General features: G+C 61.5%; 16 protein-coding genes. 8 read left to right on the top strand and 8 right to left on the bottom strand.

The window, feature by feature from the left end:
- Positions 1–86: 86 nt before the first annotated feature.
- Positions 87–548 (bottom strand): tRNA (uridine(34)/cytosine(34)/5-carboxymethylaminomethyluridine(34)-2'-O)-methyltransferase TrmL, encoded by a 462-nt coding sequence (gene trmL / locus KXR72_RS13695; protein WP_437421644.1) that lies wholly within the window; start codon positions 546–548, stop codon positions 87–89.
- Here trmL and KXR72_RS13690 point away from each other — a divergent pair.
- On the top strand, positions 547–990 hold the full coding sequence (locus KXR72_RS13690; RefSeq protein ID WP_437421643.1) for a hypothetical protein: 444 nt from the start codon (positions 547–549) through the stop codon (positions 988–990). The two genes, trmL and KXR72_RS13690, sit on opposite strands and share 2 nt — an antisense overlap.
- A 20-nt stretch (positions 991–1,010) precedes the next feature.
- Here the strand turns inward: KXR72_RS13690 and ntrC are convergent, their stop codons facing one another.
- The 5 genes from ntrC to glnA form a co-directional block, all read right to left on the bottom strand.
- Complete coding sequence (ntrC, locus tag KXR72_RS13685) at positions 1,011–2,447, bottom strand: nitrogen regulation protein NR(I) (protein ID WP_437421642.1); 1,437 nt, start codon at positions 2,445–2,447, stop codon at positions 1,011–1,013.
- The gene (gene glnL / locus KXR72_RS13680) at positions 2,444–3,526 is read right to left on the bottom strand and encodes a nitrogen regulation protein NR(II) (RefSeq protein WP_437421641.1); all 1,083 of its coding nucleotides are present in this window, start codon (positions 3,524–3,526) and stop codon (positions 2,444–2,446) included. The genes ntrC and glnL overlap by 4 nt, the downstream gene beginning before the upstream one ends.
- 167 nt (positions 3,527–3,693) lie before the next feature.
- A complete protein-coding gene (locus KXR72_RS13675) occupies positions 3,694–4,323 on the bottom strand; it encodes a DUF4124 domain-containing protein (protein ID WP_437421640.1) in 630 nt (209 codons plus the stop codon).
- Positions 4,323–4,844: a DUF4124 domain-containing protein gene (locus tag KXR72_RS13670; protein WP_437421639.1), complete on the bottom strand. Its 522-nt coding sequence runs from the start codon at positions 4,842–4,844 to the stop codon at positions 4,323–4,325. The genes KXR72_RS13675 and KXR72_RS13670 overlap by 1 nt, the downstream gene beginning before the upstream one ends.
- Before the next feature lie 139 nt (positions 4,845–4,983).
- Entirely contained in the window at positions 4,984–6,390 is a 1,407-nt protein-coding gene (gene glnA, locus KXR72_RS13665; RefSeq protein ID WP_437421638.1) for a glutamate--ammonia ligase, read from the bottom strand.
- Positions 6,391–6,729: 339 nt separating this feature from the next.
- Between glnA and thiI the strand changes: the two genes are divergently transcribed.
- The 3 genes from thiI (at position 6,730) to KXR72_RS13650 (ending at position 11,209) form a co-directional block, all read left to right on the top strand.
- Positions 6,730–8,184, top strand: coding sequence for a tRNA uracil 4-sulfurtransferase ThiI (gene thiI / locus KXR72_RS13660; RefSeq protein WP_437421637.1), 1,455 nt, complete (start codon positions 6,730–6,732; stop codon positions 8,182–8,184).
- 160 nt (positions 8,185–8,344) lie between these two features.
- Positions 8,345–10,165 carry a translational GTPase TypA gene (gene typA, locus KXR72_RS13655; protein WP_437421636.1) on the top strand — a complete coding sequence of 607 codons (1,821 nt, stop codon included), beginning with the start codon at positions 8,345–8,347 and terminating at the stop codon, positions 10,163–10,165.
- 156 nt (positions 10,166–10,321) lie between these two features.
- Positions 10,322–11,209, top strand: a complete 888-nt coding sequence (locus tag KXR72_RS13650; RefSeq protein WP_437421981.1) for a prohibitin family protein — start codon at positions 10,322–10,324, stop codon at positions 11,207–11,209.
- Between the two features lie 117 nt (positions 11,210–11,326).
- On the opposite strand, the gene KXR72_RS13645 is transcribed toward KXR72_RS13650, so the two are convergent.
- Positions 11,327–13,462 carry an autotransporter domain-containing protein gene (locus tag KXR72_RS13645; protein ID WP_437421635.1) on the bottom strand — a complete coding sequence of 712 codons (2,136 nt, stop codon included), beginning with the start codon at positions 13,460–13,462 and terminating at the stop codon, positions 11,327–11,329.
- A 740-nt stretch (positions 13,463–14,202) separates the two neighbouring features.
- On the opposite strand from KXR72_RS13645, the gene KXR72_RS13640 reads away from it, so the two are divergent.
- Both KXR72_RS13640 and KXR72_RS13635 read left to right on the top strand, forming a co-directional pair.
- Positions 14,203–15,258: an extracellular solute-binding protein gene (locus tag KXR72_RS13640; RefSeq protein ID WP_437421634.1), complete on the top strand. Its 1,056-nt coding sequence runs from the start codon at positions 14,203–14,205 to the stop codon at positions 15,256–15,258.
- Positions 15,259–15,613: 355 nt separating this feature from the next.
- The gene (locus KXR72_RS13635) at positions 15,614–19,627 is read left to right on the top strand and encodes a DUF998 domain-containing protein (RefSeq protein WP_437421633.1); all 4,014 of its coding nucleotides are present in this window, start codon (positions 15,614–15,616) and stop codon (positions 19,625–19,627) included.
- A gap of 57 nt (positions 19,628–19,684) precedes the next feature.
- Here the strand turns inward: KXR72_RS13635 and KXR72_RS13630 are convergent, their stop codons facing one another.
- Positions 19,685–20,236: an MFS transporter permease gene (locus KXR72_RS13630; protein WP_437421632.1), complete on the bottom strand. Its 552-nt coding sequence runs from the start codon at positions 20,234–20,236 to the stop codon at positions 19,685–19,687.
- Positions 20,237–20,522: 286 nt separating this feature from the next.
- Between KXR72_RS13630 and KXR72_RS13625 the strand changes: the two genes are divergently transcribed.
- Positions 20,523–20,987 carry a hypothetical protein gene (locus KXR72_RS13625; protein ID WP_437421631.1) on the top strand — a complete coding sequence of 155 codons (465 nt, stop codon included), beginning with the start codon at positions 20,523–20,525 and terminating at the stop codon, positions 20,985–20,987.
- A gap of 189 nt (positions 20,988–21,176) precedes the next feature.
- A complete protein-coding gene (locus KXR72_RS13620; RefSeq protein ID WP_437421630.1) occupies positions 21,177–23,408 on the top strand; it encodes a TonB-dependent siderophore receptor in 2,232 nt (743 codons plus the stop codon).
- Positions 23,409–23,444: the final 36 nt, after the last annotated feature.

Raw genomic sequence — 23,444 nt, 5'->3', positions numbered from 1 at the left:
CCGCTGCGGCAAGTACTAGTTACGACGTGGGGGGGGTATGAACGTTCAACCTCACTGACGATAGGGGATTTGACCCTCAAGCCGGCCTATTCCAGAGCGAAACCGAGCTGCCGCCAGGCCTCGTAGACCGCTACCGCGACGGTGTTCGACAGGTTCAGGCTGCGGCTATCCGGGCGCATCGGCAGGCGCAAACGCCGTTCATTGGGCAGGGCGTCACGGATCTCGGGTGGCAGGCCGCGGCTCTCCGGGCCGAACAGGAACGCATCGCCGCGCTGGAAGCTGACCTCATGGAAGGGTTGCGAGCCCTTGGTGGTGAAGGCGAACAACCGGGGCCTGCCGATGCTGTCCAGACAGCTGCCCAGGCCGGCGTGACGCTTGAGGGGCGCGTATTCGTGATAATCGAGGCCTGCGCGGCGCAGGCGCTTGTCGTCGAGTTCGAACCCCAGCGGTTCGATCAGGTGCAGGCTGCATCCGGCATTGGCGCAGAGCCTGATAATGTTGCCGGTATTCGGCGGAATCTCCGGCTGGAAAAGGATCACATGGAACATGCGCGGCACCGACTCTGAAAACGACCCGCATTCTACTGCGCAGGACGATCCGCTACCTCGTCTGCGTCGTCGCTATTTCGCCTCGCTGGTGCTGCTCGGGCTACTGTTCGGCTCGTTCCTTGGTCATGTGTTTCGTCCCGGGCCGGTGCAGCTGTTACGCGTTGAACCGACGCCGGTGGGGTTGCAGCTGTGGTTTGATCGCGAACCGGAACTCTACAGCCAGGACGTCGACGGCGCGGTAGGCATGTTGTTCCAGGCCGAGGGTGAGGCGCACGCCGGTCAGGTCGTCCTGGCAGGGGTGCGCAGCGGCTGGCGGGTTCAGACCACCGAGCGCGGGTTGCTTTTGCACCTGGTCTCGACACGGCCGCTGGCCGCTGAATGGACGGGCGTCAAGGTCGACGGCAACTGGCGGCTGGATTTGCGCGTGCGGCCGCGGGATTGAGCCCGGCGGCCGCTCGCTGATCAGGCATCGTCGCCCTCATCGTCATCCCCGTTGTCGCCACCCATTCCGAGCTCCTTGATCTTGCGCGTCAGGGTATTGCGACCCCAGCCGAGCAGGAGTGCAGCGTCGCGGCGGCGACCAGCGGTGTGCTTGAGCGCCGTCTCGATCATGATCCGCTCGAACGCCGGGACTGCCTCATCGAGCAGGTTCGATTGACCGCGCGCCAGGGCCAGGTCCGCCCAATGGCGCAGTGCTTGCTCCCAGTTATTCGACGGCATGGCGTCCGCCGGCTGGTTGAGCAGCTCGGGTGGCAGGTCATCGATGTGCACCTCGCGGCCGGACGCCATGACCGTGATCCAGCGGCACGTGTTCTCCAGCTGACGCACGTTGCCGGGCCAAGGCAGATTCTGCAGGTATTCTTCGGTCTCGCTCTTGAGCAGCTTGGTTTCGACCGAAAGCTCGGTCGCCGCGCTGGCGAGGAAATGCGCCGCCAAGGCGGGGATGTCTTCGCGCCGGTCGGACAGCCGTGGAATATGGATGCGGATGACGTTCAACCGGTGAAACAGGTCTTCACGGAACTTGCCGGCCTGCACCAGGCTTTCCAGGTCTTGGTGCGTGGCAGCAATGATGCGCACGTCGACCTTGACCGGGGTGTGGCCGCCGACGCGGTAGAACTCGCCGTCAGCCAGTACGCGTAAAAGTCGGGTTTGGGTGTCGGCGGGCATGTCGCCGATTTCGTCGAGAAACAGCGTGCCGCCGTCTGCCTGCTCGAAGCGGCCACGGCGCTGATTGGCCGCGCCGGTGAACGCACCTTTTTCATGGCCGAACAGCTCGGATTCCATCAGGTCCTTTGGAATCGCCGCCATGTTCAGCGCGATAAACGGCGACGCCGCGCGCGGGCTGTGGCGATGCAGGGCATGTGCGACCAGCTCCTTGCCAGTGCCGGATTCACCATTGATCAGTACAGTGATGTTGGAGTGTGACAGTCGGCCGATTGCGCGGAAGACCTCCTGCATCGCCGGCGCCTCGCCGATGATTTCCGGTGAGCGCGTCTGGCCTACAGGTTGCTGCGTCGCCTGCTGTTCCCGGGCGTGCAGGCCGGCGCGCTTGACCAGCGAGACGGCTTCGTCGACGTCGAATGGCTTGGGCAAATACTCGAAGGCTCCGCCCTGGTAGGAGGCTACAGCGCTATCGAGGTCCGAATGCGCCGTCATGATGATGACCGGCAGCCTCGGATGCAGCTCGCGGATCTGGGCGAGCAGATCCAGACCGCTGACGCCAGGCATGCGGATGTCGGAGATGATCACATCGGGCTGCTGGCGGGCGAGCTTCGAGAGCACGCCCTCTGCGCTGTCGAAGCTCTGCGTGGTCAGGCCTTCCTGCTGCAGGGCTTTTTCCAGCACCCAGCGGATGGAGCGGTCGTCATCGATAATCCAGACAGTTTCGCTGCGGCTCATGCGGTTGGTGCTCCTTGTTCCAGCGGCAGGAAGATCGAGAACGCGGTGTGCCCGGGATGGCTTTCGCATTCGATCAGCCCCTGATGCTGACTGATGATGTTCTGGGTGATCGCGAGGCCCAGGCCGGTGCCGTCGGGACGGCCGCTGACCATCGGATAGAAGAGGGTGTTCTGCAATTCGGCTGGGATGCCGGGGCCGTTGTCGATGATTTCGATGCGCGCAACGAGGCGATGACGGATGTGGCCGATCGTGAACTGTCGCAGCGTGCGCGTGCGTAGGGTCAGGCGGCCCAGGCCCAGCTCGTTCTGTCCGGCAAGGGCCTGCATGGCGTTGCGCATGATATTGAGCACCGCCTGGATCATCTGCTCGTGATCCATCAACACTTCAGGAATGCTCGGATCGTAATCACGCACCAAAATGATGCTGCCCTGTGATTCGGCTTCGATCAGGCTGGCAACGTGTTCAAGCACCTCGTGAATATTGACGATCGACAGCGTTGGTAGCTTGTTCGAGCCGAGCATGCGGTCGACCAAGTTACGCAGGCGGTCGGCCTCCTCGATGATGACCTCGGTGTAATCCTTCAGATGCTCTTCTGGCAACTCGCGAGCCAGCAATTGTGCCGCACCACGAATGCCGCCAAGCGGGTTCTTGATCTCGTGCGCCAGGCCGCGCACCAGCATCTTGGTGGTTTCCTGCTTGGACAGCTGCGCCTCTTCTTTAGTGATGCGCAGGAGGCGATCACGCGGCAGGACTTCGAGCAGCAGCATCGTTTCGTGCTTAGTCAGCACAGGCGTGACGGCGTAGTCGACCGTCAGCGTCTGGCCGCTCGCGGACGTCAGCGTCGCCTCGCGCTTGGTGAAGGGATGGGCTTCCTCGACAGCCATGCGCAAGGCAGCGAGCGCTTCGGGCGACTCGGTGAAGAGTTCGCTGATGAACTGGCCATGGCTGCGTTGCCCGCTTACCGCCAGCAGCATTTCGGCGGCCGGGTTCATGTGTTGCAGGCGAAGGCGTGAATCGAGCAGAAGCGTGGCAGTGGTGAGATTCTCGATCAGCAGGCGCTGTAGGGCTTCGGAGATCATGGCTATCTGCATCCGGGGGGTACGGCTGGAAATGCAAGAAGCAAACCAAGGCGCTCCTTTTCGGCGCGACGCTGCGGGCATGGGCGCTCCAGAGCGGGGCACGCCGTATTGGTCACACGCGAAGAGCAGCTAGGTTTAACTACGCACCATATCGGTGCGTAGGATGATCACAGAAAGGGCACGAAGGGAATGTCTTTCTTCTCGACCGGCTTGTCCGCCAGCGGACATTCCGGGCGGACGCCGTAATCCGTCGTTACGCATGGCCTGATACGGCGGCGCTGCGCAAGCGACGTGCGGTGCAGGTGAAAGGTGCGCGGCGCGCTGGCGATGAGTATCGTGCCATCGACATCGAGGATTTCCACCACCAGTTGATGCGTCCCACGATCAACGTTGTGCAGTGCGAACGCCGGCTGGGGCGACGGCTCGCCGACTGCCTGCCCATCGAGCAAGAGTCGGAACAAATGTCCGGGGCGCAAGGCTGGGTCGCTGCTCGCAACAACCTGCACGTTGCCAGCATTTTCGCGAAGCGTGGCATCGGCGAACGGCTGCTCTATGTCGAGCCGCTCGTAGCGAGGCCTGGCCGCCTTGGGGGCAGGCGCTGGCGTGGCAGGCCGCTGCGTTTCAACGGCTGGCATGCTGTTGGTGGGGCGCGATTTGACTGCCTCGACTGCGCGACCACCGGGGCGATCAGTGAAAACCCGGTTGCCCTGCTCATCGGTGTAGCTGTAGATATCGGCGGTCGATGGCAATGCGAAGACTGCAAGCCAAGCAGCAAGGCAAACGCTAAGGCGTTTCATCATCGCCCCGGGCTGGAGGTGTGGACGCGTTGCACCGTGAACGTCTGGCTGGTGCGCTGGATAACTTGACCATTAGCGAGCACTTCGACCTCCAGTCGATGGGTGCCTCGATCGACGTTATTCAGCTGCATTGATGTTGAAGCGCTGGGCGCGGCCAGCGGCGTGCCGTCGAGCAAGAAGCGCAAGAGGTGCCCGCTGCGTAGCGGTGGATTCATTTCAGCCGTGGCCATGAAACTGCCGTTGTTCGCCCGCAGCGCCTCTTCATCGGGGATGCCGCCGATCGCGAGGCTGGCATAGGGCTGCTCCTGCTTTTCCTGCGTATCGACCGATAGTGGTGGTGGCGGTTCGGGGGTGCGGATGTCGACGGTGTTGGCGGGGGGCAGCTTGACCTGATCGGCTGCGACGCCTTCAGGCGGCTGGTTGGTGAAGACCGTGTTGCCACGTTCGTCCGTGTATTTGTAGATCTGTGCCATGGCAGGGGCCGATAGCAACACGAGCAGGCTGAGCAATGCGATGCGCATGGGTAACTCCGCGGCTGGGAATGCCTGAAGCCTTGCACCCCACCGGCGAGCAAGCAAGCGCTAGACGTAGAATTTGCGAGCGGGGCGTACAAACGAAAGAGGCCTCCCGAAGGAGGCCTCTGGTGTCACGCGGACCGAATCAGACGCTGTAGTACAGGTCGTATTCCAGCGGGTGAACGAAGGTGCGGACCTTGATTTCTTCCTCGCTCTTGAGCTCGAGGTAGGCATCGATGAAGTCGTCGGAGAACACGCCGCCCTTGGTCAGGAACGCGCGGCCCTTGTCCAGCTCTTCCAGGGCTTCCTTCAGGCTGCCGCAGACCTGCGGGATCAGCTTGCCTTCTTCCGGCGGCAGATCGTACAGGTTCTTGTCGGCGGCATCGCCAGGGTGGATCTTGTTCTGGATACCGTCCAAGCCAGCCATCAGCAGTGCGGCGAAGCACAGGTAAGGGTTGGCAGCCGGATCCGGGAAGCGCGCTTCGATACGGCGGGCTTTCGGGCTGGATACGTACGGAATACGGATCGAGGCGGAACGGTTGCGTGCCGAGTAGGCCAGCATGACCGGTGCTTCGAAGCCCGGGACCAGACGCTTGTACGAGTTGGTCGACGGGTTGGTGAAGCCGTTCAGCGCCTTACCGTGCTTGATGATGCCGCCGATGAAGTACAGGGCGGTCTCAGACAGGCCGGCATAGCCTTCGCCAGCGAAGGTGTTCTTGCCGTCCTTGGAGATCGACATGTGTACGTGCATGCCCGAACCGTTGTCGCCGTACAGCGGCTTCGGCATGAAGGTCGCGGTCTTGCCATAGGCGTCGGCGACGTTGTGTACGCAGTACTTCAGGGTCTGAACTTCGTCAGCCTTCGCAACCAGCGTGTTGAACTTCACACCGATTTCGTTCTGGCCGGCAGTCGCCACTTCGTGGTGATGCACTTCGACGACCAGGCCCATTTCTTCCATGGCGTTGCACATGGCGGTACGGATTTCATGGTCGTGGTCGCACGGCGGAACCGGGAAGTAACCGCCCTTGACGGCTGGGCGATGGCCCTTGTTGCCGCCTTCGACGTCCTGGTCGGTCATCCAGGAACCCTGTTCGGAGTAGATCTTGAACATGGAACCGGAGATGTCGGACTTGAACTTCACTTCGTCGAAGATGAAGAACTCGGGCTCCGGACCGACGAAGACGGTATCGCCGATGCCGGTGGACTTGAGGAATTCCTCGGCGCGCTTGGCGATGGAGCGTGGGTCGCGGTCGTAGCCCTGCATGGTGCTCGGCTCAACGATGTCGCAGACCAGGATCAGGGTCGGCTCTTCGGTGAACGGATCCAGCACGGCGGTTTCGTCGACCGGCATGAGGATCATGTCGGAGGCTTCGATGCCTTTCCAGCCATGGATGGAGGAACCGTCGAACATCTTGCCGTGCTCGAAGAAGTCTTCATCCTGGGCATCACGAGCCGGAACGGTGACGTGGTGCTGCTTGCCTTTGGTATCGGTGAAGCGCAGATCAATCCACTTCACATCGTAATCTTTGATCAGTTGAAGCGACTTCGACATGGTGCTCTCCAAGTGGTGGAAGCGTGACAGGTTGCTTCCGAATCTAGGGTGAAGCCGGGCGAGGATAGTCCGCCAAGGCGACCTGCCTCACAAGGGAGCAATTTGCATGCCAGTGCTCCGAGATGGGTCCAGGCGCCCTATAAAGGCAGTATTCGTCTGATTCGACGGCTTAGGCGCGAAAATGATCTTCAGAAATGCACCTTATTGGTGCTCTTTAAGTGGGTAATGCTCCATTAAGGTGCGGCAGCGTCGGTTCCCGATAAAATTGTCTAAAGCTTGACCAATTCCGATATACTCCGCCCCCCTCTTTTCAGGCCATTCCAGCGCCGCGTTGTCCTCATGAAGCTCATCGTCAAGGTTTTCCCCGAAATCACCATCAAGAGCCCGCCGGTGCGCAAGGGGTTCATTCGCCAGTTGGCGAAGAACATCCGTGCCGTGCTGCGCGACCTCGACCCCGAGCTGCGGGTGGAAGGGGTGTGGGACAACGTCGAGGTGGAAACTGCGCAGACGGATACGAAGCTGCTGCGCGATATGATCGAGCGCCTGCGCTGCACGCCGGGCATTGCGCATTGCCTAGAAGTTCATGAGTACCCGCTGGGGGACCTGGACGACATGGTCGAGAAGTGCAAGTCGCACTTCGCCGATCGCCTGGCCGGCAAGATATTCGCCGTGCGCTGCAAGCGCGCCGGCAAGCACCCATTCAGCTCCATGGACGTCGAGCGCCATGTTGGCAGCCAGCTACGTCAGCAATGCGGAGCCGCAGGCATCTCGCTGAAGGCGCCGGAAATCGAAGTCCGGATGGAGATTCGCGACCAGCGCCTGTTCATCGTGCATGCGCAGCACGACGGCATCGGCGGCTATCCGCTGGGCGCGCTGGAGCAGACCCTGGTGCTGATGTCCGGTGGTTTCGATTCCACCGTCGCCGCCTACCAGATGATGCGCCGCGGGCTGATGACCCACTTCTGTTTCTTCAACCTTGGTGGCCGTGCGCATGAGCTGGGCGTGATGGAAGTAGCCCACTATCTTTGGAAGAAATACGGCAGCTCGCACCGTGTGCTGTTCATTAGCGTGCCGTTCGAAGAAGTGGTCGGCGAGATTCTCGAGAAGGTCGATAACAGCCAAATGGGTGTCGTGCTCAAGCGCATGATGCTGCGCGTCTCGACACAAATTGCCGAGCGCCTGCACATCGATGCGCTGGTGACCGGCGAGGCGATTTCCCAGGTATCCAGCCAGACCCTACCGAATCTCTCGGTCATTGATTCGGCAACCGACATGCTCGTGCTGCGACCGCTGATCGCCAGCCACAAGCAGGACATCATCGACAACGCCTTCGAGATCGGCACGGCCGAGTTCGCCAAGAACATGCCCGAATACTGTGGCGTGATCTCTGTGAACCCGACGACCAAGGCCAAGCGCTATCGGGTCGAGCACGAGGAAAAACAGTTCGACATGGCCATTCTCGAGCGCGCCCTGGCCAATGCCAGACAGGTCGCGATCGACCGTGTCATCGACGAGCTGGGTCAGGATGTGCAGGTCGAGGAAGTCTCCGCCGCCAGTGCCGGCCAGGTCGTGCTCGACATCCGTCACCCCGACGCCGCCGAGGACGAACCTCTGCAGCTGCCGGGCATCGAAGTGCAAACGCTGCCGTTCTACGCGCTGAACAACCGCTTCAAGGAACTGGACGACAACCGTCAGTACCTTCTGTACTGCGATAAAGGTGTCATGAGCCGCCTGCATGCTCATCATCTATTGAGCGAGGGGCACGTCAATGTGCGCGTTTATCGTCCGAGCTAAGCAGCCCGGCCTGCTGGGAGGCAGTATCCGTCATCGCCCTCCCGATCGGTAATGCCGCTCCGGGCTTCGTCCCGCGTCCCTTGCGTTCGGGTTCGCCTTGCGAACCGACTTTTTTCAGCGGCCGGCCTACAGCCAGACGCTTTAACAGAGAAACAGACCTGTGATCGAGAATCTCCGCAACATCGCCATCATCGCCCACGTCGACCATGGCAAGACCACCCTCGTCGACAAACTCCTGCGCCTGTCCGGCACCCTGGACCGCAAGGAAGCCGAAAACGAGCGCGTGATGGACAGCAATGACCAGGAAAAGGAACGCGGCATCACCATCCTGGCCAAGAACACCGCGCTGAAGTGGAAGGACTACAACATCAACATCGTCGACACCCCCGGCCACGCCGACTTTGGCGGCGAAGTCGAGCGCGTCATGTCGATGGTGGACTCCGTACTGCTGGTCGTCGATGCCCAGGATGGCCCGATGCCGCAGACCCGCTTCGTGACCCAGAAAGCGTTCAAGGCCGGCCTGCGTCCGATCGTCGTGGTGAACAAGATCGACCGTCCCGGTGCCCGCCCTGATTGGGTTATCGACCAGATCTTCGACCTGTTCGACAACCTTGGTGCGACCGACGAGCAGCTGGACTTCCCGATCGTCTACGCCAGTGCCCTGAACGGCATCGCCGGCATGGACTACGAGAACATGGACGACAATATGGACGCCCTGTTCCAAGCCATCGTCGACCACGTGCCCGCGCCGGTCGTCGACGCCAGCGGCCCGTTCCAGATGCAAATCTCCCAGCTGGACTACAACAGCTTCCTCGGCGTGATCGGCATTGGCCGCATCGCCCGCGGCACCATCAAGGCCAACAGCCCCGTCACCGCCATCGGCGCCGACGGCAAGAGACGCAACGGCCGCATCCTGAAAATCATGGGCCACTCCGGCCTGCAGCGCGTCGAAGTCCAGGAAGCTGAAGCGGGTGACATCGTCTGCGTGTCCGGCATGGACGAGCTGTACATCTCCGACACCCTGTGCGACCAGAATGCCGTCGAGGCCCTGCCGCCGCTGACCGTAGACCAGCCGACCGTGAGCATGACCTTCCAGGTCAACGACTCGCCGTTCGCCGGCAAGGAAGGCAAGTTCGTCACCAGCCGCAACATCAAGGACCGTCTGGACAAGGAGCTGCTGCACAACGTGGCGCTGCGCGTCGAGCAGGGCGACTCCCCCGAGAAGTTCAAGGTCTCCGGCCGTGGCGAGCTGCACCTCTCAGTCCTGATCGAGAACATGCGCCGCGAAGGCTTCGAGCTGGCCGTAGGGCGCCCGGAAGTGGTGATCATCGAGAACGAGGCCGGCGAAAAGCAGGAACCGTACGAGAACGTCACCATCGACATCGAAGAACAGCACCAGGGTCCGGTCATGGAGCAGATGGGCCTGCGCAAGGGCGATCTGACCAACATGATCCCCGACGGCAAGGGCCGTATCCGCCTGGAATACACCATCCCGGCGCGCGGCCTGATCGGCTTCCGTAACAACTTCCTGACCCTGACTTCGGGCTCGGGCATCCTGACCTCGACCTTCAGCCACTACGGCGCGATCAAGGCCGGCGAAGTCACCAACCGCCAGAACGGCGTGCTGGTGTCGATGGCCACCGGTACGGCGCTGACCTACTCGCTGGAAACCCTGCAGGCGCGCGGCAAGCTGTTCCTGGCGCCGGGCGACGAGATCTACGAAGGCCAGCTGTGCGGTATCAACAGCCGTGACAATGACCTGGTGCTCAACCCCACCAAGGGCAAGAAGCTCGACAACATGCGCGCCTCGGGCAAGGATGAAGTCATCGCCCTGGTTCCGCCGATCAAGTTCACCCTCGAGCAGGCGCTGGAATTCATCGCCGATGACGAGCTGGTGGAAGTGACGCCGAAGTCGATCCGCCTGCGCAAGAAGCTGCTCAACGAGAACGACCGCAAGCGCTACGAGCGCGCCAAGGTCTGATGATCGCGTAGCGATGAAGAAAGGCGCCTTTGGGCGCCTTTTTTTATATCTCTAACCAGCTGGCTTAAGACCGCGAAGCCGCTCGCCTTCTTGTCGCATGCAAGTCTCTATAATCCGGCCCCCCTCAGGAGCCAAAAGGATTTGCCCGTGAAAGACATCAACACCATTAACGCACGCATCCCGTCGCTGTCGGGACTGATCGTGGTCGTTGCCATCGGCGTGCTGGTTATCGTCAGCGTGATGAGCAGCTGGTACACCATTGACGAGAAGGAGCGCGGCGTGGTGCTGCGCAACGGTGCGTTTGTTTCGGTCGCCGAGCCGGGTCTCGGCTTCAAGGTTCCATGGATCGATAGCGTCAAAATCATTTCCGTGCAGAACCAGACGACCACTTACAAGAACGTCCAGGCCTATAGCCGCGACCAACAGACGGCGTCCATGTCGATTTCGGTGTCCTGGCACGTGTCGCCGGAAGATGTCGAGCATGTTTACAAGCAATTCGGCAGCGAAGAGGCGCTGGTCGAGCGACTCATCAGCCGGCAGATCGGTACGCAGGCTGAGCGTGTCTTCGGTGGCTATACCGCCGTTCGCGCTGTTCAGGAGCGTGGCCAGCTCGGCCTCGACTATGCCAAGGCGTTTACCGATGCCATTTCCGGGCCGGTGGTGATCGACAGCGTTCAGCTGGAGAACATCGACTTCTCCGACGCATACGAACGCTCCATCGAGGAGCGTATGAAAGCCGAGGTCGCGGTGAAAACGCGCGAGCAGGACCTTGCCCGGGAGCGGGTCAACGCTGAGATCGCCGTCACGCAGGCGCAGGCCGCTGCCGATTCGTCGCTTGCCCGGGCGCGCGCTGAAGCCGAGGCCACCCGTCTGCGTGGTGAGGCGGAAGCTGATGCCATCAAGGCGCGTGCAGACGCCCTCAAGGCAAACCAGGCGCTGGTTGAGCTGACCAAGGCAGAGCGCTGGGACGGTAAGCTTCCTAGTACCGTCCTCCCTAACAGCGCGGTGCCCTTCATCGATGCGCACGCGAGCGGGCGCGACTAGGTCTCACAGTGGCGGGCCGTGTTAAGCGGTCGCGTTTACCAGCGTAGTGTTTGTAGGCAGTGGAGATGTAAACAAAAACGCCCGGCCAATAGCCGGGCGCTTTTCATCACTCGCGGTTTACAACAGCCACTTGTAGTTAACTGCTAGCCAGTAGTCAGCGTCTCCGCCTTCGCTGGTGCCGTTGAGCATGACCGAGCCGACGCCGCCACCAAGCGCGGCCTCCGCGCCGACCGCCGCGCGCACCCAGTTTTGCCGATAGGCCTGACCCGGAAGCTCGAACGTTGACAGACCAAGCAGCTCGCCGCTGGCGCCGTCGCTTTTATTGTCAAACCGATGCACACCTTCGAGCCTTGCCAGCAAGCTGACGGTTGGGCTCAGGGTGTGTACGGCGTCCATGCCAACTCGGCCAGTGGTTGTGCGCTCGGTGCGATCGTCCCAGCGAACCGGGAAGCCACCACCCGTTTCGGTGTAGCCATCGAACTTGGCTTCGACATGGCCCACGCTTGTATAGGGCGTAAACGCAGTGGACGCCACGGTGAAGGCATTGAGCCAATCAAGGCGAAGCTTGCCGCCGACGATGGTCACATCCGTTTCGCCGGCCGACCGAACCACATTTCCGGCGTTACGGTAGCCGCGGTCGATATCGGCGTTACCGTGCGAGTAAAAACCGCTGACGGTTACGTAAAGCGGAAGATCGTCTAGCTTGATCACCGCTTCAGGCATCAAATAGGTGCCACGCAGCTTCGTCGTACCGGTCAGGCCTGTGTCGCTTTCCGAGTAACTGCGGCCAAGGGCAACGTTTACCTGTACACCGTTACCGATGTTGGTCGCTACGCCTACTTCGAGCGAGCCTTGATCGGCGTTGTCGTCGCTCTCTTGGCCATAGTCTCCGCCTGCCCAGACGCTATAGCGGCCCTCCGGGACAAGGTTGCGCATCGGGCTGCCGTGGGCGCCGTTGAGGATCATATCGGTATTGGCCAGGGCTGCAGCCGGTGCGGCTGCAGTGGCGTCCAGGCTTGCACTGAACTCTTGCAGATCAATCATCCCACCCGTTCCGCCATCGGATCCTGACTGACCAGCGCGGGCAATGAACGTGTGGTCGTTCAGAAGGATGCCAGCCACCACGCTGCCGTCTTCGCTGACCGCCTCGGCATAGGCGACCTGGGAGGAAGCGGGGTCGATATTTGCGCCATGGGCATCCAACCATTGCTCGATGGTCTGCATGCCGGTTTCCTGCGTCCAGCGAAAGCCTCGGTTCCGCTCACCCAGATCGAATTCACCGACTACTACGCTTCCGTCCGCGTTAACGGCGAGCGCCAAGGAACCGCCATCGCCCAGCGCCCCCAGGTCACTCATGCCGGCGTCTGTCCAGCGGTACGCATGAGTGGCGGTCCCCGTATTACTCGCACCGACAATGGTGGATCCGTCCGAACTGAGGTCAGAGAAAAACGTGTGGGTTCCGCCGAGGGTGCCGATATCCCGCATTGCGGTCGCTGGCGTCCAAACGAACGTGCGTCGGTGGCCGAGGCTGTTGTTTGAATCGCCAGCGACTGTCTGACCGGAGGCGCTCACGGCGCGAGCGAGCGAATAGGTCCCACCCAGCGTACCCAGATCGCTCATTTGTCCGTCAACCCAGCGAAACGCACGGGTGCCGCTTCCTAAAAAGCTACCACCTACGACAACGGCGCCGTCCGCGTTGGTCGCGAGCGCATACGACTGACTGCTGCCGACAAGCGTACCCAGGTCGGTAACCCCTTGGCTTGTCCAGCGAACCGCGTGCTGCTCGCCGTTGGCCAGATCACTCGCACCTACGATTACGTTGCCGTCCGCACTGACCGCATTTGCCTGGGTACTCGTGCCACCCAAGCTCGTCAGCTGTTCGATGCCGGACGCGGCGGTCCAGCGAAAAGCGCGCGAGCCAGCGCCGCTCGTAGTGGCTGTACCGACTGCGACATCGCCATTTGCACTCAGCCCGCTGAGGATCGTTTCATTTCCCAGCGTTCCGATATCTTGAACACCGCTGTGCGCGGTCCAGATGTCGCTGTGGTAGCGGCCATTGGCACCGAGCCGATAGATGCTCCCCAGCGTCGTACCGTCTGCGCTGAGGAACGTCTCGTCACCTAACAATCCCAGGTCGGTGATTTCACCGTTTGCCCACGCTGGGCCGGCTGTGATGAGGAAAACTGCGCTCGCCAAGCGAAGGCGCTTGAAGCCCGCCGCGCGGGGTGAAAAGGCGTTGCTTGCGATTTCCATGTATTGCTCCCTGGCCGACTCGGCCTGATCAGTTACTGCTTGATACTGCGAAGGACCCTTGCCACTCCGAGCGCCGGCATCCTGAGGTAACGGGTTACGTGGCTCAACGTGCGATGGCATTTGGCTTACAGAGCATCGTGATGTAAATCACGAAAAGGCTTAGGTAATCCGACCGACGCCGCCAAAGTTTTGTATGCGCGGCTTGAAGCGCATTGACCACCATGGCCACAAGCGCTGACGACTGACTGCTACGTCGACATGCAGGCTCAAAATGCGACGCCGTTCGCGTTCGGCGCGGTGTCTGAGACCGGTGGTTCTTGTTCGGTACTGGCATAGCGCCCATGATGCCGCCCGGTCGCGACTGTTGTTACGCGGAGGCGCGGGCTAGAGCGGGGGGTACGTGCTGTGCGGCACTGTCTGTTACGCAGGCCCAGCCTCGAGCGAAAGGCGGACATGGACCTTGGGGCGATGCCAGCGGGCAGGCTTCGAGGTGGTTGAGCAGCAGATGCCTGACCTCCGTAGGATGAGCATTCGCCGCCCTTTCCATAACGGCTCGTAAAAACGATCCGCTACCTACCTATAAGAACATCCCAGATTTGCCCGTGCGTCGAGACCCGGTTTGGGTCTGACGACGGCTGCGCCTTGCCTGCCTTGATCTGTTTGTATCGATAACGCGCTTACCGCGCCGCTGAGTGTTGCATCTGTGGCTGCCAAGCCGGTGCAACTACAAGGAGTTCGCTTTGAAGTTTCTAGCCCCTCTGTTTTTGGTTCTGGTTCCTGGACTGGCGTGGTCGCAGGAGGTTCTCAGGGTTTACAACTGGACCGAGTACATCGACCCGGCCGTCGTCAAATCCTTTGAGTCCGAGCACGGCGTGGTGGTGGATTATCAGGAGTTCGAGACGGCCGCTGAGCTCAATGCTGGGCTCGACGATGGCAAGCCCTACGACGTCGTAGTGCCTTCTCACTACATGCTTGCGCAGATGATCGAGAACAAGAAGCTTCAGCCAATCGACACGCAGCGTTTGGAGAACTACTCGAAGCTCGGCATGTGGTCGACGCAGGTCCTGGCTACCCAAGCCGGACAGCACTACGCGGTGCCGTACCTCTGGGGCACCATCGGCCTGGCCATCAATCAGCGCTTGGCACAACCGGTATATGGCGGGGCCGTTCCTAACAGCTGGCATGTCATCTTCGACGACGCTTCTCGGGCCCGCTTGGCGGGTTGTGGTGTTGGGCTGCAGGACTCGCCTGAGGAGATTCTCTCGATCTGGTTCAACTACCAGGGCCGCCGCCTGCAGGGCGCAAGCGCCGCGATTATCGAGCGGAACATCGAGAAGCTCCGGCCACTGGTGGCAGATGCGCGGGCCATCAAGAACGAAGGGCTCGATAGCGAGCTGGCCGAAGGCAAGCTGTGTGCCGCGCTGGTGTGGAGTGGCGAGGCGCTTCTGGCGATGCAGGAAAACCCGGATGTCATCTATGACGTACCGGAAGAGGGCTCCATCGGCTTCATCGACACCCTTGCCATTCCGGCCAATGCGCGCAACCCAGAGCTGGCGCACCGTTTCATCGATCACCTGCTGAAGCCTGAGAACATGCTGCGCAATTCAGCCGAGGCGATGTATTACAACTTCCTGGTTGACGATGCGCCCGAACTGAAAGCTTTTGCGCAGGAGCATCCAAGCCTGGTCGTCACGGCGGACCAGCGGCGTCGCACCTATTTCAAGGATGGCTTGTCGGGGTTGCAACAGCCGGTTCTGGATGCTGCATGGGCGTCGATGCGCACCGCCCAGCAATAACGCCTGGCCTGCCGTGAGGTCCGTATCGGCAGACTGATCGATTGCCCTGTCACTCAAGCCTGGGTGCTCGGGTAGGCATTGCTACTGCTCAAAGATGTCCGCTGTGCTCCCCGCCAAACTCCGCCTCGGGTGGTGAGCGCGGCAGCATCGTCAGCGCCGCGTAACGGCCCTGCGCGCACTCACCAAGCCACTCGATATTTTTCACAACCTTTCACGCTCCCCAGCGAAGCGGTCGGCGTAACGTCTTGGTAGACGTACGACAAGCATGCATGTCGCCATTGCGGGTCGCAGCGGCCGGCGCGGGGTCTCGCGCGGATGTCGGATCGCAGCCGCCATTTCTTGCGAGGACACGACCGTGAACGTGAAATACCTGACCAGCCTGCTGCCGGAACCAGGCGGCGACCACGCCATCAATTTCGACGCCATCCTGCGCAAATCCGCGAACGCGGGTGGCGACAAGAAAGCCAAACCGGACCGTACCGCGACGGACAACGAAACCTGGCCACCGATCGACAAGACCACCGTCGACGCGCCGCGCGACGGCAAGATTCGCTACGAACTCGACGGGCAGGGTGTGGTGGTCGAGCGCGCCGTGAATCCGGAACTGTACAGGTTCCTGGTCAGCCTGCACGAGCTGAGCCAGTCGCCGGGGCAGAAAGCGCAGGTCGTCTCGGCCATGGATGCGGGCAACGCCATCGCAGACCGCAATACCGAGGTGCTGCCCTGGGGCGACTACCGCAACTTCGAATGGCAGGGCAACCTGGAAGACGCCGAGGTCATTACTTACACCACGGCTGACGGAGACAAAGTCACCGTCTCAAAGGCCATCACCCCGGAGCTTTTCGCGGCGGTGCAGGAAGTCGGCCTGTCGCGCTACACACTCGAACAACGGGTCGACGATGGCCGCGAGGTGGCCGGCGCCGATACCTATGTGGCCGAGCACGATATCGCCTTCTTCGGCTGGCCGGAGGAATACGGCAACGGCGTTATCCAGTTCGAGACCAAGGACGGTACGAAGTACGTCGTGTCCCGGTTCGAGAACAAGGAAATGTACGACCGCGTCGCGCAGATGTGGAGCGACCACCTAAAGAGTGGCGATCGCATCCAGACCCTGCGCGACAACTATGACCTGCCTGACCTCGACACCCTCGATCTACTCGGCCAAAGCAGCGGCGAAAAGGCCGACAAGGACGACGAGCAGGAATTGAGCGTGGTCGAGCTGGCGACAAAGAACCTGCTCGACAAATACAAGAAGCTCATCGACGACGGCACCGTCGGCAAGGACAGCGATATCTACAAGCTGGTCAAAGCCATCGAGGCCAAGGCGGCGATGGAGAGCGGGCACCGCATAACCCCGTATATCGAGGACCCGCGTGGCGGCTCGACCTGGCGCCAGTTCGATACCAATGGCGAGACGCTGAGCAGCGAGGACATGCAGGACATCCTCGACGGCAACGAGGTGGAAAAGCTGCTCAACGAGATGTTCACCACCGGCCAGGGCGAGCACGACAAGATCGGCAAGGAGTTTCAAGCCGAGATCGACAAAGCGATCGAGAAAATCAGCGGCGAGGACAAGGACGCGCTGGCCGACACGCTTTACGACACGCTCACCAGCGTCGACTTCGTCAAATACCTCGAGGACATGAAGAAGCAGGGCATGGGCGCCGAGGCCCAAGCCGAGGTCGCACGCCTGGCGTCGAGCCTAGAGATGCTCGACCCCGAGCGTGCGCGCAAGGCCGAGTCGGCGCTCAAGCAGAACAGCATCATGGTCGAGATCGACACGCTCGTCGGCGACCCCGATGCGATCCCGGACGAGTACAAGGAAATGGCCTACCGGGACATGGGCGCGCTGATCAAGACCGTGCTCAAGTCCGCCGACATTCCGCGCCGTGTTCAGGAAACCATCGAGAAGTTCTACAACGAGCTGATCAACGACAAAACCAAGATGGCGGACTTCGTCGAGCTCAGCGAAAAGCTCAACAACGGCACCCTGACCCAGGCCGAGTTCGATGAGAAGCTCAAGACCCAGTACATCCCCGCCGAGGTCAGCAAGGATGACTTCACCCGTGCGATCGGCACGCTGAACCAGTACGGCGTGCTCGGCACGATTTCCGCCTTCGGCTCGTTGGGCGGCGCGATCTACATGCTTTCGGCCAAGAATGGCCAGCTGGCCGACGAGCCGCTGGAGCGCATGGTCATTGCCAAAGACTTCGTCACCTTCCTCAGCGGCGGTGCGCAGTTCACCAAGACGGGCATCTTCGATCTCTTCACCAAAACCAATACCGCGGAGCTGCTGGGCCTGAGCAAGACGCTGCCTGAGATCTGGGGCAAGGAAAGCGAGCTCGGCAAGAAAGTGGAGGGCTTCCTGCGCGAGCGTGGGATTTCAGGCCTGCCCGATGTTGTGCAGAGCCGCGCCAATAGCGCTTTGGAGCTGGCCTCGCTGAACAGCGGCGGGGGTGGCGACGCGGTCGACCAGGTCAGGTTGTCCGCCGAGGCCTCGGGTATCGCCACGCTGGACGACGCGGCCAGCGAGCGCCTGCTCGACGACATCATCAGCCGTTCCGGCGGCACGCCGCCCGACGACTATTCCCGCTACAACAGCCTGCAGCAGATCGCCGACGAGCAGAACCTGACCATCACGCAGGAGACCATCGATCAAAGCATCAACGAGCAGCGTGCTGCTAGCGGGCTCGGCGATGTGCCGGACAACGCCGTCGATGACTTCAGCGACTACCTGAACGACGCGGCCAACCGCAGCCTGCCGCCTTCGATCACCTCATCCGGCTATTCGACCTACACCGACGCGCTGTCGACCATTTACGAAGACGCGGTGGAGTACCTCGAGGAGCGCAACATCACCCCGCCCAGCCGCGAGGCGTTCGATGCCGTGGTCGAGGAGCGGATGCGCGGCACGGGCTCGGGCGGCTCCACGCCGGCCGGCAGCGATCTGTTCGACGGCTTTTCGGAAAACTTCGAGCTTGATCGCGACGCGCTGGACGACATGTATGCGCACGACAACCGCACTCCACCCGCCGACGACATCGCCGACGATGCCATCCGCCAGGTCAACGACTCGATCCGCAACGCAACGCCGGCACCGAGCCTCGTCGATACCACCACGGTGCAGGACGCGCTGTCCGGCAACACGCCGGATACGCCGTCTGTTAAACCCGGAACCGTGGCGCGGGTGGCCGGCACCGTAACCAAGGTGCTGGGCGTGGCGCCGGATATTCTCGGCGTAGCCGATATCGTGCTCGGCGGTTTCACCATCAAAGATGCCATCGCCAATGGCAGCGACCTGGGCAAGGCCAACGGTGCGCTGCAGATCATCAGTGGCGTGGCCGGTACCACCGCAGGCGTGATCGGCACTGTCGGGCTGTTCGCCAGCATCGGCGCGCTGGCGGGCGCGACTGGCCCGCTGTTCCTGATCACAGCGGGTCTGGGATTGATCACCGGGATCATCGGCATCTTTGTCGATCACGAGAAAAAACAGAAAGCCACCGACAAGGAAGGCCAGTGGTTCAAGGATCTGGCCGAGCTGGGGCTGGCCCAAGAGGATTGGGGCGACAAGCTCGAGTACGCCCGCTACAGCTTCTACGAATACGAAGGCCGCGACGCGCCGGCCGGGCAGAGCATCTACGACTACCAGAAGGATGAGTGGGAGAACTTCAGAAACACGCCGCAGGAAGGCGGCTCCTCCGTCAACCGCCTGGATGACGACCTGCACATGGCCAAGTACGACAAGGCGTTCTACGAGGAGCACCGCGACGTCATCCACACCATCCGCGAGCGTTGGGACGATTGGAACGGCAAGGACGCGATCGTCAGCAAGAAAGACCTCGACAAGATCGCCAACGGCGATGGCAGCGAAGAGGAGAAGCGCGCTGCTCGCTTCCTGCTCGACAACAGCGAGTTTTTCGACCAGCTCGATACTCAGTGGGGCAAGGGCGGCCATGACGGTAAGGTCAGCACCAACGACCTCAACACCTGGCTGAAGATGGTCGGCGCCCACGAGGAAGCGTTCGACCGCGCCTACTACGACGAGCACCGCGACGTGATCGAAACCATCCGCGAGCGCTGGGATGACTGGAATGGCAAGGACGCGATCGTCAGCAAGAAGGATTTGGAAAAGATCGCCAATGGTGACGGCAGCGAGGACGAAAAGCGTGCCGCGCGCTTCCTGCTCGACAACGGCGCCTTTTTCGACCAGCTCGACAACTTGGCCAAGAACGACAGGCGCGACGGCAAGATCAGCACCGGCGATCTCGACACCTGGCTCACGGCGATTGGCGTGGAGAAGCTCGACAAGAGCGAGCTGACTTATAACCCCAACGACAACACCCCAGCCTGGCGGGTGATGCGAGGTTGAACTGTGATGGCGGGCCGGGCGGGAAGCTCATCCCAGGACCGGCTCGCCAGCCGAGCCTCATTGCATGAAAAAGCCGAACATCGCGAGCGCCCACCAGACGAGGCCGAGAAGCATCCAGGCCAGATTGGCGAGCGTAAAGCGCGCATTGCTCTGCCCGTGCTCATCGCCGCAGGCGAGGTTGGCTTTACGCTGCATGGCGATCAGCGGGAAGACGTTGAGCAGGCCGATGGCTATGGTCAACAGGTCCAGGGCAACCGAGCCGTTGGTGAGCCGACCCAGAACATGCGCGGCGACCGCAGCGACCACATAGATGGTCGCGACCGCGCTGTAATCCCAGCGCTCGTGTCCGTCCCGGGTCAGCCGGTCGGCGATCGCGCGGCCGAGTGAGTGGGTGAAGAAAATCTGGAAGAACGCGCGAGCCCAGGGCCACAGGTTTTCGCCCGTCGCATCGCGCTGCGCCTTCCAGTGGCAGTAGAACCAGAACAGGGTATAGAGCCCGAAGGTCGACAGGTGCAGGACGAGCATCTTGCGCGTCGAGGTGACGAAGAAGGCCTCGGATACGGGTGCGTCGACGAGTTCGGCGCTGGGCGCCTGGTAGATGTTTTCCATGGCATCAATCCTTTGATGGAGCAGTTGGCGTGGGCCACGACTATGAAGCAGCGGCCGACTCGGTAGAAGCGCGCCTGCCCCTCTGCAGCGGTGATTGTGACGGGGTTAACGGCGCTTCGTCGCTTCGTTCGCGAAGGGGCCGACTCTGTGAATCCTTGTGAAATCTGAGCTGCTTTGCGAATTGCTGTGGCGGCGCGCCATGCTGGCCAACGGCCGCGTGCTAGGGTCCGTTTCGTGTAGTACTTCAAACCACGGTGTGCCTAAACCTTCAGAGGAAGCAGAGCCGATGTCTACGACCGTCACCCCCACGAACGGCAACATGCCGCCACAAGACACCTCCAGCTCAGCGTTCGACACCAAGCTGAACATCGCCCAGTCGAGCAAGGTCATCGCCGACTATCTGCGCCAGGAAGGCAAGTCGGCCATCACTGGCGACGAGCTGGCGAAGCTGGCTGCGAACGAGTCGGGCCAGGTTCCGGCAGAAGTGTCCGCCGCGGCGCAGTACCTGCAGCGCCACCCCGATGTGTTCACCGCCATCGAGACTCATGATGTCCCCGGTGCTGACAGCCTCTCTGGCGTCTGGAACTTCGACTGGGCCGCCAAGGGTGGCCTGAACGGGACCTCGACCGAAGCCATCGCCAAGATGCAGGACGTGTTCGACTTCGCCATCGAGAAGTCCGCGAAGATCACAGAAGTCACCACCGGCAAGAAAGCCGAGCTGGATTCGACCAAGCAGCGGGCCAACAACTGATGCAGTAGGAAGGATAGGTCCGTCCGCCAGATCTCAATCGCTGGGTGAGCGATGGATCTGGCTGGCGGCGATACACTGGTAAGTGTTATCGAAACTTATTCTCAATAACGGCTTTCTGTTCTGCTGGCTGGCTCCTTATAATACGAACGATTCTCAGAAACGTTCATCGTTATAAGGAAGCCAAGACAGATGTTCTTCTCGCCCCGCCAGCCGGATGCTTCGGCTGTTCGCTCTACATTTACGCTGCGCCCTTTGGTGCTGGTCATTCACCTGCTTTCTGCGGGCGCGCTCGCGACGGGTCTGCCTGCCTATGCGCAAGATGCCGTTGCGACGGATGCTGCCGAAGCGACCACGCTTGAAGCGGTTACGGTAACCGGCGAGGCCGTCACCGACGTGACCGAAGGCACCGGGTCCTACACCACCGGCGCTGCGCGTACCTCCACGCCGCTGAGCATGTCGCTGCGCGAGACGCCGCAGTCGGTCAGCGTGATCACTCAGCAGCGCATGGAAGACCAGGACATGCAAACCATCCTGGATGTGGTCGACAACACCACCGGTGTGTCCGTAACCCGTTACGAAACCGACCGAGCGCAGTTGAATGCCCGCGGCTTTGCGATCAATGCGCTGATGATCGATGGCGTACCGACGATCTGGGAGCAGCCTTGGAGTTCGGGGGAAATCTTCAGCAGCCTGGCGATGTACGACCGCGTCGAAGTGGTGCGCGGCGCCAATGGCTTGATGGCCGGCGCCGGTGACCCCTCGGCCTCGCTCAACCTGGTTCGCAAGCGTGCCAGCAGCCGAGCGTTGACCGGCTCGGTAGAAGTCAGCGGCGGTAGTTGGGATACGTACGGCACCGAAGGCGACCTGTCGTTCGCGGTCAACGAGGCGGGCACGGTTCGGGCGCGGCTGGTGGGCGAGTACAACGAAGGCGACAGCTGGATCGACATGAAGTCAGGGCAGCGCGAAACCTTCTACGGCACCATGGACATCGACCTCACACCCGACACCACACTCTGGTTCGGCTTGAGCCGCCAGGAGAACGACTCCGACTCGCCGATGTGGGGTGGCCTGCCGATCTGGTACGCCGACGGCAGCCGCACAGACTGGAGCCGCTCGAAAACCACCTCTGCCGAGTGGAGCAAGTGGGACAGCAGTTACGAAACCTACTTCGTCAATCTTGATCACCGCTTCGCCAACAGCTGGGAGCTGAACCTCAGCTACAACCGCGGCGAGCGCACCTCGGACTCCTACTTGCTCTACCTTTCCGGCAACCCGGGGCGTGACGGCAGCTCGGCGATGAGCTCCTTCCCCGGCTCTTACAAGACCAAGACCGTGCAGGACGACTACAGCATTCGCCTCGGCGGGCCGGTGATGCTGTTCGGGCGCGAACATGAGGTCGCCTTTGGTTACATCTATAGCCAGCAGGACTTCGAGGCCGACAGACGCCTAGCGCAGGGCGGTTCTGGCGGCGTTGCCAATTTCGATGCGTACGACGGCGATTTCCCGGCTCCGGTCTGGGGGGCGTTGACGCCTTACAGCTACGGCGACCTGACGCAGAAAGGCCTGTACGCAGTGACCCGCCTGAGTGTGACGGATGAACTCAAGGTCATCCTCGGTGCGCGAGACAACCGCTACGAGAAGACCAGCGACGACACGCCGTTCAACACGCCATCGCGAATCGATGAGCACGAACTGACGCCGTACGCCGGTATCGTCTACGACCTCACCGAAAACCTGTCGGCCTATGCCAGCTATACCGACATCTTCCAGCCCCAGGCCCGCAGGGACATTACCGGGCAGCAGCTGGCATCGATCATTGGTGAAAGCTACGAAACGGGCCTCAAGGCTGAATTTTTCGAAGGCCGGCTAAATGCCTCCGCCGCGATCTTCAAGATCAAGCAGGACGGCCTTGGCGAGAGCACAGGTGTACAGGTTCCCGGCGGGATAGCGGGTGAATTTGCCTACGAGGCCATCGACGTGACCAGCGAAGGCTTCGAGCTGGAGGTGTCCGGTGAGCTGGCCCCAGGCTGGAACCTCATGGCTGGGTATACCCAGTTCGAGGTCGAAGACCCGGACGGCAACGCCCGCAGCACGCGCTACCCGACCAAGCTGCTTCGCACCTTCACCACTTATCGTCTGCCGGGCGCGTTCAACAAGCTCACCGTTGGCGGCGGGGTGAACTGGCAGGACAGCATCTACACCTACGCCACGAATCCGGCCGGTAACCGCGAAAAAGTCGAGCAGGAGGCCTATGCGCTGGTCAACCTGATGGCGCGCTACGAGGTCACCGAGAACCTCAGCGCGCAGCTGAACGTCGACAACCTGACGGACAAGAAATACTTCGACATGTTCGAAGCTTATGGCGCGCTGACCTATGGCGCTCCGCGCAGCGTGACGGCGTCTGCCAAGTACCGCTTCTGACGGGATCGCGAGGCAGAAACAGAAAAGCCCCGGCTG

This window comes from Stutzerimonas chloritidismutans, assembly GCF_051486945.1.
Lineage (GTDB): Bacteria > Pseudomonadota > Gammaproteobacteria > Pseudomonadales > Pseudomonadaceae > Stutzerimonas > Stutzerimonas chloritidismutans_B.
This window is presented reverse-complemented; position numbering and strand designations above follow the sequence as displayed.

Bases quoted from the DNA above. Each gene is read 5' to 3' on its own strand.
- thiI (WP_437421637.1), top strand. From the start codon at position 6,730: ATGAAGCTCATCGTCAAGGTTTTCCCCGAAATCACCATCAAGAGCCCG.
- glnL (WP_437421641.1), bottom strand. From the start codon at position 3,526: ATGATCTCCGAAGCCCTACAGCGCCTGCTGATCGAGAATCTCACCACT.
- KXR72_RS13630 (WP_437421632.1), bottom strand. From the start codon at position 20,236: ATGGAAAACATCTACCAGGCGCCCAGCGCCGAACTCGTCGACGCACCC.
- KXR72_RS13675 (WP_437421640.1), bottom strand. From the start codon at position 4,323: ATGAAACGCCTTAGCGTTTGCCTTGCTGCTTGGCTTGCAGTCTTCGCA.
- KXR72_RS13690 (WP_437421643.1), top strand. From the start codon at position 547: ATGCGCGGCACCGACTCTGAAAACGACCCGCATTCTACTGCGCAGGAC.
- KXR72_RS13670 (WP_437421639.1), bottom strand. From the start codon at position 4,844: ATGCGCATCGCATTGCTCAGCCTGCTCGTGTTGCTATCGGCCCCTGCC.
- KXR72_RS13620 (WP_437421630.1), top strand. From the start codon at position 21,177: ATGTTCTTCTCGCCCCGCCAGCCGGATGCTTCGGCTGTTCGCTCTACA.
- KXR72_RS13625 (WP_437421631.1), top strand. From the start codon at position 20,523: ATGTCTACGACCGTCACCCCCACGAACGGCAACATGCCGCCACAAGAC.
- glnA (WP_437421638.1), bottom strand. From the start codon at position 6,390: ATGTCGAAGTCGCTTCAACTGATCAAAGATTACGATGTGAAGTGGATT.
- trmL (WP_437421644.1), bottom strand. From the start codon at position 548: ATGTTCCATGTGATCCTTTTCCAGCCGGAGATTCCGCCGAATACCGGC.
- KXR72_RS13645 (WP_437421635.1), bottom strand. From the start codon at position 13,462: ATGGAAATCGCAAGCAACGCCTTTTCACCCCGCGCGGCGGGCTTCAAG.
- ntrC (WP_437421642.1), bottom strand. From the start codon at position 2,447: ATGAGCCGCAGCGAAACTGTCTGGATTATCGATGACGACCGCTCCATC.